At 63.4% G+C, this 15,006-nt stretch carries 17 protein-coding genes; 4 read left to right on the forward strand and 13 right to left on the reverse strand.

What is annotated here, in order from left to right; translation table 11 throughout:
• Window positions 1-2 precede the first annotated feature (2 nt).
• The 4 genes from AC07OE_RS15830 to metX all read right to left on the reverse strand — a co-directional run bounded on the left by AC07OE_RS15830 (window position 3) and on the right by metX (window position 4,117).
• The gene (locus tag AC07OE_RS15830) at window positions 3-1,463 is read right to left on the reverse strand and encodes a M20/M25/M40 family metallo-hydrolase (protein ID WP_495071535.1); all 1,461 of its coding nucleotides are present in this window, start codon (window positions 1,461-1,463) and stop codon (window positions 3-5) included.
• Window positions 1,464-1,540: 77 nt separating this feature from the next.
• Window positions 1,541-2,368 (reverse strand): 2-oxo-tetronate isomerase, encoded by an 828-nt coding sequence (gene otnI / locus AC07OE_RS15835; protein ID WP_495071536.1) that lies wholly within the window; start codon window positions 2,366-2,368, stop codon window positions 1,541-1,543.
• A gap of 22 nt (window positions 2,369-2,390) precedes the next feature.
• The gene (gene metW / locus AC07OE_RS15840) at window positions 2,391-2,972 is read right to left on the reverse strand and encodes a methionine biosynthesis protein MetW (RefSeq protein WP_495071537.1); all 582 of its coding nucleotides are present in this window, start codon (window positions 2,970-2,972) and stop codon (window positions 2,391-2,393) included.
• On the reverse strand, window positions 2,969-4,117 hold the full coding sequence (gene metX / locus AC07OE_RS15845) for a homoserine O-succinyltransferase MetX (RefSeq protein WP_495071538.1): 1,149 nt from the start codon (window positions 4,115-4,117) through the stop codon (window positions 2,969-2,971). Before metX ends, metW begins: the two co-directional genes overlap by 4 nt.
• Window positions 4,118-4,384: 267 nt before the next feature.
• Between metX and AC07OE_RS15850 the strand changes: the two genes are divergently transcribed.
• Window positions 4,385-5,587 (forward strand): ammonium transporter, encoded by a 1,203-nt coding sequence (locus tag AC07OE_RS15850; RefSeq protein WP_495071539.1) that lies wholly within the window; start codon window positions 4,385-4,387, stop codon window positions 5,585-5,587.
• Window positions 5,588-5,647: 60 nt separating this feature from the next.
• Here the strand turns inward: AC07OE_RS15850 and AC07OE_RS15855 are convergent, their stop codons facing one another.
• From AC07OE_RS15855 to AC07OE_RS15875, 5 genes are read right to left on the reverse strand one after another with little or no spacing between them, the layout of a single operon-like run.
• The gene (locus tag AC07OE_RS15855) at window positions 5,648-7,792 is read right to left on the reverse strand and encodes a putative bifunctional diguanylate cyclase/phosphodiesterase (protein ID WP_495071540.1); all 2,145 of its coding nucleotides are present in this window, start codon (window positions 7,790-7,792) and stop codon (window positions 5,648-5,650) included.
• A gap of 21 nt (window positions 7,793-7,813) precedes the next feature.
• Complete coding sequence (locus AC07OE_RS15860; RefSeq protein ID WP_495071541.1) at window positions 7,814-8,308, reverse strand: DoxX family protein; 495 nt, start codon at window positions 8,306-8,308, stop codon at window positions 7,814-7,816.
• Window positions 8,305-9,102, reverse strand: a complete 798-nt coding sequence (locus tag AC07OE_RS15865; RefSeq protein ID WP_495071542.1) for an HvfC/BufC family peptide modification chaperone — start codon at window positions 9,100-9,102, stop codon at window positions 8,305-8,307. Before AC07OE_RS15865 ends, AC07OE_RS15860 begins: the two co-directional genes overlap by 4 nt.
• Window positions 9,099-10,016 carry an MNIO family bufferin maturase gene (bufB, locus tag AC07OE_RS15870; protein ID WP_495071543.1) on the reverse strand — a complete coding sequence of 306 codons (918 nt, stop codon included), beginning with the start codon at window positions 10,014-10,016 and terminating at the stop codon, window positions 9,099-9,101. The genes AC07OE_RS15865 and bufB overlap by 4 nt, the downstream gene beginning before the upstream one ends.
• 26 nt (window positions 10,017-10,042) lie before the next feature.
• Window positions 10,043-10,312 (reverse strand): BufA1 family periplasmic bufferin-type metallophore, encoded by a 270-nt coding sequence (locus tag AC07OE_RS15875; protein ID WP_310343563.1) that lies wholly within the window; start codon window positions 10,310-10,312, stop codon window positions 10,043-10,045.
• Between the two features lie 223 nt (window positions 10,313-10,535).
• Between AC07OE_RS15875 and AC07OE_RS15880 the strand changes: the two genes are divergently transcribed.
• From AC07OE_RS15880 to rbp, 3 genes are all read left to right on the forward strand, one after another.
• A complete protein-coding gene (locus AC07OE_RS15880) occupies window positions 10,536-11,105 on the forward strand; it encodes a sigma-70 family RNA polymerase sigma factor (RefSeq protein ID WP_495071544.1) in 570 nt (189 codons plus the stop codon).
• Entirely contained in the window at window positions 11,102-11,335 is a 234-nt protein-coding gene (locus AC07OE_RS15885) for a zf-HC2 domain-containing protein (protein ID WP_495071545.1), read from the forward strand. The genes AC07OE_RS15880 and AC07OE_RS15885 overlap by 4 nt, the downstream gene beginning before the upstream one ends.
• A 165-nt stretch (window positions 11,336-11,500) precedes the next feature.
• Complete coding sequence (rbp, locus tag AC07OE_RS15890; RefSeq protein WP_495071546.1) at window positions 11,501-11,944, forward strand: RNA-binding regulator; 444 nt, start codon at window positions 11,501-11,503, stop codon at window positions 11,942-11,944.
• A gap of 73 nt (window positions 11,945-12,017) precedes the next feature.
• Here the strand turns inward: rbp and AC07OE_RS15895 are convergent, their stop codons facing one another.
• The 4 genes from AC07OE_RS15895 to AC07OE_RS15910 are packed head-to-tail and all read right to left on the reverse strand — an operon-like array spanning window position 12,018 to window position 14,969.
• The gene (locus tag AC07OE_RS15895) at window positions 12,018-12,794 is read right to left on the reverse strand and encodes an SDR family oxidoreductase (RefSeq protein ID WP_495071547.1); all 777 of its coding nucleotides are present in this window, start codon (window positions 12,792-12,794) and stop codon (window positions 12,018-12,020) included.
• Window positions 12,795-12,814: 20 nt separating this feature from the next.
• Window positions 12,815-13,426 (reverse strand): LPS export ABC transporter periplasmic protein LptC, encoded by a 612-nt coding sequence (gene lptC, locus AC07OE_RS15900; protein ID WP_495071548.1) that lies wholly within the window; start codon window positions 13,424-13,426, stop codon window positions 12,815-12,817.
• A complete protein-coding gene (locus AC07OE_RS15905; protein WP_495071549.1) occupies window positions 13,423-13,968 on the reverse strand; it encodes a KdsC family phosphatase in 546 nt (181 codons plus the stop codon). The genes lptC and AC07OE_RS15905 overlap by 4 nt, the downstream gene beginning before the upstream one ends.
• A complete protein-coding gene (locus tag AC07OE_RS15910) occupies window positions 13,968-14,969 on the reverse strand; it encodes a KpsF/GutQ family sugar-phosphate isomerase (RefSeq protein WP_495071550.1) in 1,002 nt (333 codons plus the stop codon). Before AC07OE_RS15910 ends, AC07OE_RS15905 begins: the two co-directional genes overlap by 1 nt.
• Between the last annotated feature and the right edge of the window lie 37 nt (window positions 14,970-15,006).

Below are 15,006 nucleotides of genomic sequence, written 5' to 3' on the forward strand. Positions count from 1 at the left end.
AGTCAGGGAAAACGGGAGATTACCTGGGCCACAGCAGCAGTGAGCTTCTTGGCGTAGGGCACATGCAGGAATTCGTTGGGGCCATGGGCGTTGCTCTTGGGGCCCAGTACGCCGCAGACCATCATCTGCGCCTTGGGGAAACCTTTGGACAGCATGTTCATGAGCGGGATGGTCCCACCCTGGCCGATGTGGCCACAGGGCGCACCAAAGTGGGCCCGGGATGCTTCGTCCAGCGCGACGTCCAGCCAGGGCGCGGTGTCGGGGGCATTCCAACCCGTGGCACTCGCAGCCCCCTCAAACGTTACCCGCGCCTGGTAGGGTGCGTTGTCTTGCAGCAAGGCTTTGAGTTCCTGCACCGCCGTATCGGCCTCCACCAGCGGCGGCAGGCGCAGGCTGAGCTTGAACGCGGTGTAGGGCCGCAGCACATTGCCGGCGTTCTTCAGTTCTGGCAGACCATCGGCCCCGGTCACGCTGAGCGTGGGCTGCCAGGTGCGCTTGAGCAGGGCCTCCAGCGGGTCGGTGGTGGTGGGCAGCGCAAAGGTGGTGGCACCACCGCAGTCGTAGTGCGCCCAGGGGAAGCGCTTGAACAGCTCGTCCCCCAGGATGGCTGCCGTGGCCTGGGCCTGCTGCAGGCGGGCGGCGGGCACTTCGCAATGGAAGCTGGCCGGCAGCAGGCGGCCGGTCTTGCTGTCTTCCAGCCGGTCCAGCACTTGGCGCATGATGCGAAAGCTCGACGGCACAAGGCCGCTGGCGTCGCCCGAGTGGATGCCTTCGGTGAGGATCTCCACCTTGAGCACACCGCTGGCCATACCACGCAGGCTGTTGGTGAGCCAGAGCTGGTCGTAGTTGCCGGCGCCCGAGTCCAGGCACACCACCAGTCCCACGTCGCCCAGACGGGACTTGAGGATGTCGATGTAGGGCAGCAGGTCGTACGAGCCGCTTTCCTCGCAGGTTTCGATGAGGCCCACCACGCGCGGATGCGCCACGTTCTGGCTCTTGAGGGCCTGCAGTGCGGCAATGGCGGCATAGGCGGCGTAACCATCGTCGGCACCGCCACGGCCATAGAGCTTGCCGTCTTCGTATTTGGGGGTCCAGGGGCCCAGGTCGTTGCGCCAGCCGGAAAACTCGGGTTGCTTGTCCAGGTGGCCGTACATCAGCACGGTCTGTGCGGACGTGTTCCCGCTGGCGGCCACCTCAAAAAACAGCACGGGGGTACGGCCTTCCAGGCGCACGACTTCCAGTGTCAAGCCCGGCACCTTTTGCGCCTCGATCCACTGGGCGGTGTTGCGCACCACGGTGTCGATGTAGCCCCCTGCCACCCAGTCCGCATCGAACATGGGCGATTTGGCGGGAATGCGGATGTAGTCTTCCAGACGGTGAACAATGTCACGGTCCCAAGCTTGGCTGACCTGCTCCAACGCTTGTGGCGCATTCAAGGCAGCGGACGGTACGCGGGCGTTCATGGCGAACTCCTGAAACAACAGAGTGGGTGGTGCGCCATCATGCCATGCGCCAACCGCAATCCGGCTGTGGCAAACCCTCAGCGCAACGTCACATCTCGCCAGCCCAACCCTGCGCGGGTGGCACCGGGCTGGGCACCCAGCCGGGGCCGGTATTCACAACCCACCCAACCGGCGTAACCGAGCTCATCGAGCAGCGCCAGCAGGTACGGGTAGTGCAGCTCGCCCTGCGAAGGCTCTTGGCGCTCTGGCACACCAGCAATCTGGATATGGCCCACCGTGCCCATGGGCAGGTACTGGCGCAGCTTGCTGGCCACGTCGCCCTCTGTGACCTGGCAGTGGTACAGGTCCATCTGCACCTGCAAGTGGGACGAGCCCACCTCAGCCACCACGGCATGCGCCTGGGCCTGGTGGACCAGAAAGTAGCCCGGCATGTCGCGCGGGTTGATGGGCTCAATCAGCAGCGTGCAACCCTGGGCGGTAGCCTGCTCGGCGGCCCAGCGCAGATTGCGCACATAGGTGGCGCGCAGGGCAGCGTGGTCCGCGCCCTGCGGCACCAACCCCGCCATGACGTGGATGCGCGGGCACTGCAGCACCATGGCGTAGTACAGCGCCGTGGTGATACCCGCCTGGAACTCGGCCTCTCGCCCCGGCAGGCAAGCGGTGCCACGCTCGCCACGGTCCCACGCGCTGGCCATGGCGGCTGTCTCGTTGCCGCCAGGCGGGGCATTGAACAGCACCTGCTGCAAGCCGGCCGCATGCAGCGGCGCGGCCAACGCGTCGGGCGTCCAGGCATAAGGAAACAGAAACTCCACGCCCGCAAAACCATCCGCCGCCGCCGCCGCGAAGCGCTCCAGCAACGGATGCTCGTTGTACAGAAAGCTCAGATTGGCGGCAAAGCGAGGCATGGGCGGCGCGAAACCTGGGCCGTCAGCGGGCCAGTTTGTAGACCGAGGTGCCGGCGCGCAAATTGGGCGCAAAGCGCACGGTGCGGCCCTCCTGCAGACCGAAGCTGTCGAGCACGCGCAGGCCGTTGCGCTGCGCCAGCTCGGCCAGGTCGGCGTGGGTGCCGACCCGGATATTGGGCGTGTCGTACCACTGGTAGGGCAGGCGCCGCGTGACGGGCATGCGGCCCTGCAGGATGCTCAGGCGGTTGGGCCAATGCGCAAAGTTGGGAAAAGCCACGATGCCCACCCGGCCCACGCGCGCCGTCTCCTTGAGCATGGTCTCGGCATTGCGCAGATGCTGCAGCGTGTCGATCTGCAGCACCACGTCAAAGCTCGCGTCCTCGAACATGCTCAGGCCCTGGTCCAGGTTCAGTTGCAGCACGTTCACGCCGCGTTGCACGCAGGCCAGCACATTGGCATCGTCCAGCTCCACGCCGTAGCCGGAGCAACCGCGGTGGCGTTGCAGGTGGTCCAGCAAGGCGCCGTCGCCACAGCCCAGATCGAGCACACGGGCGCCCTGGGGCACCAGGCTGGCAATTGCATGCAGGGTGCTCATGTCGGTCATGCTGCCACCTCCAAGGTACGCGCAATGCTATTGAAATAGGAGCCAACCACGCCCATGTAACGGGGGTCATCGAGCAAAAAGGCATCATGACCGTGCGGCGCGTCGATCTCCGCGTAGCTGACGTCCCGCTTGTTGTCGAGCAGCGCCTTGACAATTTCCCGGCTGCGCTTGGGGCTGAAACGCCAATCGGTGGTGAAGCTCACCAGCAGAAACTTGGCTTGGGTACGGGCCAGGGCTTTGCTCAGGTCACCACCAAAAGCGCGCGCTGGGTCAAAGTAGTCCAGCGCGCGCGTGATCAGCAGGTAGGTATTGGCGTCAAAGTACTCGGCGAACTTGTCGCCCTGGTAGCGCAGGTAGCTCTCGATCTGGAACTCCACGTCCTGTGTCGAGTATTTGTAGCCACTGGCGTGCTCCAGCAGCGCTTCCTTCAGCTGGCGGCCGAACTTTTCGTTCATCACGTCGTCGCTCAGGTAGGTGATGTGGCCAATCATGCGGGCGATGCGCAAGCCACGCTTGGGGACCACGCCATGCTCGTAGAAATGCCCGCCGTGGAAATCCGGGTCGGTCACGATGGCGCGGCGCGCCACCTCGTTGAACGCAATGTTCTCGGCCGTCAGGTTGGGCGCGCTTGCCACCACCACGGCATGCGCCACACGCTCGGGGTACTGCAGCGTCCAGCTCAGCGCCTGCATGCCGCCCAACGATCCGCCCAGCACCGCGGCCAGTGTCTGGATGCCCAGCGCGTCCAACAGGCGGGCCTGTGCGTTCACCCAGTCCTCCACCGTCACCACGGGAAAGTCCGCGCCGTACACCTTGCCAGTACGGGGGTCGGTGTGCATGGGGCCAGTGGAGCCAAAGCAGGAGCCCAGGTTGTTCACGCCGATGACAAAGAACTTGTTGGTGTCCACCGACTTGCCGGGGCCAATCATGTTGTCCCACCAGCCTTCGCTTTTATCCTGCCCCGCGTAAACGCCCGCCACGTGGTGTGAGGCATTAAGCGCATGGCACACCAGCACGGCGTTGGACTTGTCGGCGTTCAGCGTGCCGTAGGTCTCATAGGCGAGGGAATAGCCTTGCAGCGAAGCGCCGCTTTGCAGGGGCAAAGGCGCATCGAACGACAGGGACTGGGGCGTGGCAATCAGCATAAAAACAAAACCCGGCAACGCTAAACGCGGGCCGGGTTGCAATGCCAAAAGGCGGGTCCGTGTTTAGCTGAATTTATTAAGCGCCCGCAAGCTGGAGCAAATTGGCGCTGTGAGTGCAAAGTATATCAAGCACGGCGTTTGGGGCAGAAATCCTTTCAGACGCACCACTTTGGATTGTCTGGCGTGGTTTTTGCTTTAATTTGGTGCATTTTGAAGAATTTCACTTTATTTGCACCAAACACAAGCATTTATTCAAAGAGGGTTTGTATGGAAGCACTAAAACAGGGCGCAGATGCCCTGTTCATTTTGTTGGGCGCAGTCATGGTGTTGGCCATGCATGCGGGGTTTGCGTTTCTGGAGCTGGGCACCGTGCGCCGCAAGAACCAGGTGAACGCGCTGGTCAAAATCCTGGTGGACTTCTCCGTTTCCACCGTCGTCTATTTCCTGGTGGGCTATGGCGTGGCCTATGGCACGCACTTCTTTGTAGGGGCCGAGCAGCTGGCCGTGCAAAGCGGCTATGCGCTGGTGAAGTTCTTCTTCCTGCTGACCTTTGCCGCCGCCATTCCGGCCATCATCTCGGGCGGCATTGCCGAGCGCGCCAAGTTCTGGCCCCAGCTGATCGCCACCGCCGTCATCGTGGGCGTGATTTACCCCTTCTTCGAGGGCATTGCCTGGAACCAGCACTTTGGCGTGCAGGCCTGGATCAAGAACCTGACCGGCGCTGAATTTCATGACTTTGCGGGCAGCGTGGTGGTGCATGCCGTGGGCGGCTGGATCGCGCTCGGCGCTGTGGTGCTCTTGGGCGCGCGCAGCAACCGCTACCGCAAGGACGGCGCCATGTCAGCCCACCCACCCAGCAGCATTCCGTTTCTGGCGCTGGGCGCCTGGATTCTGATCGTAGGCTGGTTCGGCTTCAACGTGATGAGCGCGCAGGTGCTGGACAAAATGTCCGGGCTGGTCGCAGTGAACTCGCTGATGGCCATGGTGGGTGGCACGCTGGTGGCACTGCTGCTGGGCAAGAACGACCCCGGCTTTGTGCACAACGGCCCGCTCGCCGGCCTGGTGGCCGTATGCGCGGGCTCGGACCTGATGCACCCGCTGGGCGCGTTGGTGGTAGGCGGCGTGGCCGGCGCCATTTTTGTGGTGATGTTCACGCTAACGCAGAACAAATGGAAGATCGACGACGTGCTGGGCGTCTGGCCGCTGCACGGCCTGTGCGGTACCTGGGGCGGCATTGCGGCGGGCATCTTCGGCAGCCAAACCTTTGGCGGGCTGGGCGGTGTGAGCCTGGGTGCGCAACTCATCGGCACCGCCATGGGCGTGGCCTGGGCCGCGCTGGGCGGCGTGATTGTCTACGGTGCACTCAAGGCCACCATGGGCCTACGGCTGAGCCAGGAAGAAGAATTTGACGGCGCTGACTTGAGCGTGCACAAGATCAGCGCCACGCCGGAGCGCGAGGCCAACTGGTAAGCCATCGCGATTGCTCTCTATTTGAGAGCAAATTGTTCAATAAATACGTGGGCTAGAGGCCTATTTTGCAGTCAATGCAGGTGCCATGACCACGCTGTCCAGCCAAGCCTGCAGCGCCGCCCCGTGCAGCGGCCGACTGCCCAGGTAGCCCTGCATCACATCGCAGCCCAGCTGGGCGATGGTGGCGCGTTCGGCCTCGGTCTCCACGCCTTCGGCGGTCACAAACAGGTCCATGCCATGGCCCATTTCGATCATGGCCTTGACCAGCTTCTGGGTGCCGGGCGCCTTGTCGATGCCATCAATGAAACTGCGGTCGATCTTGAGTTCGCTGACCGGGAGCTTTTGCAGGTAGGCCAGTGACGAATAGCCGGTGCCAAAGTCGTCAATCGACAGCGGAATGCCCACGGCGCGCAGCGCCTGCAGCAGCTCCACACTCTTCTGCGCATCTTCCATCAGCCCGCTTTCGGTGATTTCCAGGCGCAGGCGCTGCGGGTTGATGCCACTGGTAGCAACCTTGTGGCCCACACGCTGGGCAAAGCCTGCATCCTGCAAATCGCGCGTGCTCACGTTCACAGCAATGCTCAGCGTAGGGTGCGTGGTCTGCCACGCCTGCAGCGTACGCAGGGCCTGGTCCAGCATCCAGTCGGTGACCATGGTGATGTAGCCGGTCTGCTCCGCAAACGGCACAAACTCGGCGGGTGACACAAAGCCGCGTTGGGGGTGCACCCAGCGCACCAGGGCCTCGGCACCCACGGGTCGGCCGTCGGCCAGCGCGAACTTGGGCTGCAGCCACATTTGCAGTTGCGACTGGGCCACAGCGGCGCGCAGGTCGGACACCAGCCCGAGGTGGTCCAGCCGCGCGGCCTCTTGGGCTGCGCTGTACCAGGCGTGGCCCAGCGCCGCGCGCTTGGCGCTGTGCAGGGCTACTTCGGCGTTGCGCAGCAAGGTCCCCACCGCCACAGAGCCGGAGTCCGTGGCATCGGCAAAGCCACAAGTCAGGTTCAGGTCCACGCTGTGGCCGCTGCAGGCCACCGCGGCAGTGGTGGCCCCCTCCAGGTCGGCGCGCAATTGCTCCACGGCGCTGCGCTGGTCGGCGTGAAATGCCGCCGCAAACGTCCCGCCCGACAGGCGCGCCACCACCCACTGGGGCCCAATCACGCCACGCCGAGCCGCCGCCGCCAACACCAGGCTGGCACGCGCACCCAGCTCCTTGATCAAGGTGTCGCCGGTGGTGTAGCCCAGGGTTTCGTTAATGATTTTCAGACGCGCCAAATCCATCAGCACCAGGGTGTTGAAACCCTCGGGAGCGGGATGCTGGGGATTGAGCAGTGCCGTGCGGTTGGGCAGACCGGTCAGGCTGTCCTGGTAGGCCAGGCGCACGATCTGCTGCTCGCGCTGGGACACCGCGTCCGACATGGTGTTCAGGGCCTGGCCCACGCGGTCCACCTCTTGGGTGCCGGTGGCTGGCACCTGGTGCGCATAGTCGCCCTGGGCAATGTGGCGTGCGGCCCGCTCCAGGCGGGCCAGCGGGGCCACCACGCTGCGCGTGGTGCGCCAGGCCACGTAGGTGGCCAGGGCAATTGCCAGCAACGACAGCAGGCCCACCCACATGGCCACGCGCCCAAGCAGCGCATGCGCATCACTGAGCTGCGCCTCCACACGCTGGCGTTCGCGCTGCAGCAGCGCGCTGGATTCGCGCAACATGGCCGTCAGGGACGGGTTTACCTGGTCGTTCAAGGCACGGGCCGCGGCCTGCATGTTGTCGGCCTCGATCTCATCCACCGTGGCGATGAAAGCCTGGGCATACATTGCACGGCACGCGACCAGGCGGCGCAGTGTGGCCTCCTGCTCGGGATCTTTGAGTTCGACGGACAGCGATTCGATGATGCCGTCGATGCTGCGGTTGCGCGCATCCACATCGGCATATTCCTTCACCCGGTCCGCGCGCGGTGCGTGCACCAGGCGCACCAAGGCGCTGCCCACGCCCTCCGTCTGCAGCGATAGCGCCTGTACGCGCAGCAAGCGCTGCATATCGCCAGTTGCAAAACGTTGCGTTACATCAGACACCAGGCGCAACTGCCACGCGGTTTGCGCCAGCGCCAGCAACACCATGAGTACCAGCACGCCCAGCCCCAAGGTCAGACGCCAGGCAATCCGCTTGGGCCACAACCGGGCCAAGCCGGTGGTGGCGTTGGAAAAAGACACGTCAGAAACCATGAACGAAGGTTACCCCTTGCGCAGCCACCAGTCACGCAGCCAGGGGCCCAACGCCCAGTTGCCCGGGCCAAACAACGCCAGCGCGGCCAACAAGATCCCCCAGGTGATGTGCTGCTGCAGCGCAGCGGGCGCGACCTCGGTGAGCGACACCACGGCCACCGCATTCACCACACTCAGACCCAGCGCGGCAAACCGCCCGCCCAGACCCAGAACCAGCAGCACCGGCAGCGCCAGCTCTCCTGTAGTCCCCATGACGGCAGCCAGTTCTGGCGGCAGCAGCGGCACTTTGTATTCGTCCATGAAGAGCGCGATGGTGATGTCCCAGTCGCGCAGCTTGGTCAGGCCCGACGCGAAAAACACCTGCGCCACGTACACGCGGGCCAACAGAGCGGCGAGCGGCTGCAGGGCCTCCAGGCCACGCTCCAGCCAGCCCCAGGCCAGCAGGGCGCGGGTGATCAAGGAGGGCGAGTGCAACAGTGGCTGTGGCATAGGCGTAGGTTTCATGGGTCAAGTGAGAGAAAAGTAGGCGGTATCTGCACCACCGAAAGCAACAAACCGGTTTGCACCGCCAGCGGCAGCCAGGCCCCCACATCCAGGCCGGGGGCTGCATCCAGCGCTTGGGCCAGCGTACCGTCGGCCAGCAGTACCGTCAGCGCATCGGCCTCGCCTACCAGCGCTGCGCGCGCGCGCGGGCGCAGGCCTTGGCGCCAGACCACAGCGTCTTGCGCCACGCGGTCGCGGATCTGCGCGCCCACTTCGGCCAGACTGGGGCTGTGTTCCAGATGGGCGCCGACGATGCTGGCGGCGGGCCAAGGGCTGCGCAGCACGCGGCAGCCTGGGGCCAGGGTGAGCCGCAAGGTGGCGGGGTCTTCTGCGGTGAGCAGCGCCAGGGTAGACAAGTCCGGCGCCTGGTCGGCGGCGGTGGCAGCCGTGTGCAGCGCCCACTCCACGCGGGCCACGTCCGCCAGGTAGGGCTCATCGGCCAACTGCGTACTGGCCTGCACGAACGCAGGCAGGGCATCGCCCCATTGGGCCAGGTCGCCACGCTGTGGCGGCTGAGCGTGCCAGAAAGCCCGGGCGAGATCGCCAAAACTCTCGTCGCCCACGAGCTGTGCCAGCACCGGGTAGGCGCCTCGCAGAGCGCGTTCCGCCAGCTCGTGGCCATTGGACTGATAAGCTTTTAGACCTCTAGCCCCCGTATCCATTGTGCCAGCGGCTACTTTTTTCATAGCGCTCTCGGCGGGCCAGGCAAACAAGGCTTCCACCAGCGCCTGCTGTTGCGCGGCCAGTGTGCTCATGCGGCCAACGGCTCAAAGACGCTGGCGCAGACAGCACGGGCGTGCTGCGCTTCGTCCAGCAGCACGTCCAGCACGGGCACATCGGTGTCCCACTCGATGAGGGTGGGCACGCAGCCAAAACGCGTCACGGCATGCGCGTACAGCGCCCAGACCTCGGGGCACACGCGGCTGCCATGGTCGTCGATGACGATGTCGCCATGCAGGTCCGATACATGGCAATGCCCAGCCAGGTGCAGCTCGCCCACCACCTCTGGGGGTATCGCATCCAGCCAGTCGCGGCAGGCCTGCAGGGGGTTGGCCACCAGCCCGTCGCGTTGCGCGTTTAGGGCATTCACATAAATATTGTTCACGTCCACCAGCAGCTGGCAGCCGGTACGCCGGGCCAGGGCAGTCAAAAATTCGGTCTCGCTCCACGCCTCATCTGCAGGTGTATTCCAGCGCAGGTAGGCTGAGAGGTTTTCCACCATGAAGCGGCGCTGCAGGCGGTCCTGCACCTGGTGCACATGGCTGCACATCAGGTCCAGTGCCTCGGCGGTGAAGGGGATGGGCAGCAGGTCCGACGCATGCACAGTCTGGCCGTTGAACACACCGCGCGCAAAGCTCGCGTGGTCACTCACCCGAACGGGGTCAATGCGTTGCACCAGCGCGGCCAGCTGGTCCAGGTGCCAGGGGTCCAGCCCCACGGCCGAGCCCAGCGACAGGCCCACGCCATGCAGGCTGATAGGGTAGTGCGCGCGGCCCTGCTCCAGCACGGCCAGCGCGGCACCGCCTTGGCCAAAAAAATTCTCGGAATGGACTTCGAGGAAGTCCAGTGCGGGCTGCCGCTGCAGCAGCTCCGCGTAATGGGGGTGCCGCCACCCCACGCCCACCACCGCATCGGTGGCTAAGGGCGCGGGCACTGCAGAGGACAGCATGGTGGCGAGCAAAACGTTATGGCAAATTAGCTCTTCATCTTCTTGGCATCGTCCATGGACAGGCCCTTCATGTCTTTGCAGGTGCCCTTGGCCACGTACTTCCAGTCGTCCTTGCTCATGTCGACCTTGGCCTGGCCCGCGCAGGAATGGCTGCCCGACAGGTTGGCACAGTCGTTTTGGCCAGCCTTGGCAATGCCAAAGCACTTTTCTTTTTCCTGGGCAGCCACAGGGGCAGAGGCCAAAGCCAGGGTCATCAGGGTGGCTGCAGTGGCAGCAAGCATTGCGCGTTGGTTCATTTGGAAACTCCTAGAGAGAAAGTAAAAACAGGTGACACATCAACCAGGACTGGCCTGTGCACATCGGCACCATTGCACTGGTTGACGTTTAGTCTGGGGCCGCGTGTCTTTCTTACAGTACGGCCGTAGAAAATTTGCGGGGCAAGGGTTTTCCCGCGTTTCTGTGCAGGAAAACACGTGGCGAAAACGTACACTGCGCGCAGCCCAACACCATCCACCACCCATGCCAAGCTTCGAACATCAAATCGTCGAACTGCGCGACTACTTGCTGAAGTTCGCCCGGCTCCAGCTGCGCAACGAAACTTGGGCCGAAGACGCGGTCTCGGAGACCGTGTTGGCTGCGCTGGCCAAGCCCCAGGCTTTCGGCAACCGCTCCCAGCTCAAGACCTGGCTGGTGGGCATCCTCAAGCACAAGGTGATTGATGCACTGCGCCACCACAGTCGCGAGGTGGGCGGACTGGACACGGGTGAAGACGGCGAGGGCGACCCCATGGACTACATTGCCTTTCAGGCCGACGGTCACTTCGCCGAGGCGCCCGCCGACTGGGGCAACCCCGAGCAGCAAATCAGCAGTCGACAGTTCTTTGAGATCCTGGAAGCCTGCACGACCAAGCTCCCGGCAGGCCAGGGGCGACTATTCCTGATGCGCGAATGGCTGGAGCTGTCCAGCGAGGAAATTTGTAAGGAACTGCAGCTCACGCCGACCAACCTGTATGTCCAATTGCACCGGGCCCGTCTGCGTTTGCGCGAGTGCCTTGAAATGAACTGGTTTGCGAAGGCCCTGACACCATGATGCCGCTGCGAAGAACCTGCCGTGAAGCCGCGGCCTTGATGGTCAGCCGGGAAGACCGTGCTTTGGGCCTGGCGGACCGTGTTGCGCTACGCCTGCATTTGATGGCCTGCGGCGCCTGCCCCAAGTTTGAACGGCAGATGCTGGCCATGCGCAACGGTCTGCGCCAATGGCGCAGTTACACCGAAAACGACGATTCCGCTGGGGTTTTCCCGGAAAAGTTCAAAAATTAGCTTGCTTTTTAAAAAACAGGCGCATAATGGTCTTGCATTGCTGTAAATACGACGGTGCAAGTTTGCGGTGATTAGTCAGTTTCGCGTCTGCTTTAAGTCTTCATTGGTTTGTTGATTGCGGTTAAGGACTCCATCGCGTTTTGAGTTATTTTGAGGAGTCCTTTCATGGGCAACAAACTTTACGTAGGCAACCTGCCTTATTCTTTCCGTGACGAAGACCTGCAACAAGCTTTTGCAGCACACGGTTCCGTTTCCAGCGCCAAAGTCATGATGGAACGCGACACCGGTCGCTCCAAGGGTTTTGGCTTTGTGGAAATGGGCAGCGACGCTGAAGCGCAAGCCGCTATCAACGCCATGAACGGTCAACAATTTGGTGGTCGCGGCCTCGTGGTGAACGAAGCCCGTCCCATGGAACCCCGTCCTCCCCGCTCCGGCGGCTTCGGCGGTGGTGCTGGCGGTGGCGGCTACGGCGGCGGCGCTGGTGGTGGCCGTTCCGGTGGCGGCGGCTACGGTGGCGGCGGTGACCGCTCCGGTGGTGGCGGCTACGGCGGCGGTGGCCGTTCCGGCGGTGGCGGCGGTGGTTACGGCGGTGGCCGTAGCAGCTACTAAGCACTGAACTGCTTGCAGCACAAACAAAAAGGGACCCGAGGGTCCCTTTTTGTTGCCTGGCAATTGCAGCAGGTCAGGTTCCGTCCACGCGCCGCTTGCGCGGACGCCCTGCAAGTACCTTGTCATACACCGCATTGGGCAAACTGCGCATGAGCTTGGCCACCCACCCCATTTGCCAGGGAATCACGCGGTAAGACGCACCCGCAGCGATGGCGGCAAAAGCCTTGTCTGCAAACACGTCCGGTTTCATCAGAAATGGCATGGAATACCGATTGGCCTGGGTCAGCGGTGTATCGATGTAGCCAGGGCAAATCGTCACCACTTTCACGCCACTGCTGCGCAGCTCACCCCGCAGGGACTCACAGTAGTTGATGACAGCAGCCTTGCTCGCACAGTAAGCACCATGGCCTGGCAGACCGCGAATACCGGCCACACTGCCGATCCCCACCAATGCTCCGCTGCCGCGCTGCTCCATGGCCCGCACAAAGGGATGGAAGGTAGCCGCTAGACCCAGATTGTTGGTGGCAAAGGTGCGCGCCATAACGTCCATATCTCCTCGCACCGCGGTGTCCATACCAATGCTGATGCCCGCATTGGCAATCACTACATCGGGCACACCCTGTTGGCGCAGGCAAGCTTGGCCGGCCGCCACAATGCTGTCTACATCCGCCACGTCCGCACCGTAGATGCGGAACCGCGCAGGGTCCAACTGTTGGGCTTCTGCCCAGTCTTGTATCTCCTGCGTACGCCGCGCTACCAAGGCCAGCGCATACCCCGACTTGTAGAAACGCCAAGCCAGCGCCTGGCCGATGCCACTGGAGGCGCCTGTGATGAATATCAATGGGGACATGGACGGCTTTCGGACAGGGGTTATTTGGTTTCCGGCACCAGCGTGCCACGTACCCGGCCACGCAACTGCATGACCTGGTCCACATTGTCAAACTCCAGGGCGTCGGCAGTGAACCGATCCTTGCCACGCAACAGCTCTACGGGCTTGTGCGATTTGACTTGCTCGGTGTCCATGAAGGCGTGCAGAAATTCGCCGCGGTATTCCATGCGGGGCGTGGGTTTGGCTGCACTGGTGTCGGCCTCCCGCACCACCACGGCATTGCCGATCAGCTGCACTTCCGTGCCACCTTCATTGGTCAACCCGCGCCGGGCAGTGGCGGTGGTCAACCGGCCTTGCACGTCAAAAGAGCGGATGCGAATACCGTCGATCTCCAGCCACTGGGTATCCGGGTAGTGGCGCGCCACGTCACCCTGCACTTCGGAGCGCATACGCCCCGCTGTGTCAAAGGTCTTGATGGAGAAACCGTGCATGAAGTAGTCGGGCTCATGGCCGCGCACGCGCTCTGCCTGGGCCACTTCCTCCGCCGGTGTGCTGCGCACCAGCCAGTAGGTGCCCAAAGCCAACACCCCCATGATGGCAATAGGCAGGTACAAAAGCGCCCGGTCCCAGGCTTCGTGCAGAAAACGGTTCACTGGGTATAGGCTTCCAGCAAGCTGGCGTAGCGGCCACTGGCCACCATCAACAGATCACACAGCTCACGCACTGCACCGTGACCACCTTGGGCACGGGTGATGTAGTGGGCCATGCCGGCCACTTCCACATGGGCATTGGCCGGCGCGCAGGCAAATGCGGCGCGGCGCATCATGGGCAAATCGGGCCAGTCATCCCCCATGGCAGCCGCTTGCGACCAGTCCAGCCCCAGCGCTTGCAGCGTTTGCTCGGCGGCGGGGCGTTTGTCTTCGGTACCAAAATGGGCATGCTCCACACCCAGCGCCTGCAAGCGCACGCGCAAGGGTTGCGAATCGCGGCCCGTAATCACCGCCGGCGTAATGCCGGCCTTTTGTAGCAGCTTCAGACCATGGCCATCCAGGGTGTTGAAGCGCTTGATGGTTTCTCCTGCCTCCGAAAAATACAAACCGCCGTCGGTCAACACACCGTCCACATCGAGAAACACCACTTTGATGCCCTGGGCCTGGAGCAGGAGTGCCGGGGGAAATTGGAGGTGGGGGTGCATCAGATTACCTTCGCCCGCATCAGGTCGTTGCTGTTGAGCGCGCCGCACAGGGCGCCGGCATCATCGAGCACCAGCACGCTGGTGATGCGTCGCGCCTCCATGAGGTCAGCCGCATCCACCGCCAGGGCGTGAACGTTGATGGTGCAAGGCGATGCATGCATGACCTCTTGCGCGGTCTTGGCCCGCAGGTCCACGCCTTGCTCCACCCAGCGCCGCAAGTCGCCATCGGTAAAGATACCCAGCACCTGGCCTTGTGCATCGATCACCGAGGTGGCTCCAAGCCCTTTGGCACTCATCTCACGCATCAGCTCGCTGAAACTCGCCATGGGCCCTACCTTGGGCACAGCATCACCACTGCGCATCACATCGCTCACCAGCGTCAAGAGCTTGCGGCCCAAGGCGCCACCGGGGTGAGAACGGGCAAAGTCTTCGGCGCGAAAGCCCCGGGCATCCAACAGTGCCACGGCCAGGGCGTCACCCATGGCCAACTGCGCCGTCGTGCTGGCCGTGGGGGCCAGATTCAGGGGGCAGGCTTCCTTGGCCACTGCGGAGTCAATCCACAAATCGGCGTGCTGGGCCATGGTGCTGTTGCCATTGCCCGTCATGGCCACCAGTGGCACGCCCAGGCGCTTGAGTACGGGCAGGATGGCCGCGACTTCCTGCGATTCACCGCTGTTGGAGATCATGAGCACCAGGTCGGTCTGGGTCACCATGCCCAGGTCGCCATGGCTGGCCTCTGCGGGATGCACAAACATGGCAGGGGTGCCGGTAGAAGCCAGGGTGGCGGCAATCTTGCGCCCCACGTGGCCACTCTTGCCCATGCCCATCACCACGACGCGGCCCTGCAGAGCAAGAACCAATTCGACCGTTTGGGCAAACGCCTCTCCGACACGGTCTTTCAGACCCAGCACAGCGGCGGCTTCGATGTCAAAAGTTTCTCTGGCCAGTGCCAATGCGCGGTCGGTGCGCGAGGCCCCACCGGGGTGTGCGTGTGCTGTCATGCAGGCATTTTATAGACCCGTACTTCTCTTGCTAGTA

It is taken from the genome of Rhodoferax sp. GW821-FHT09E07 (genome assembly GCF_059416145.1).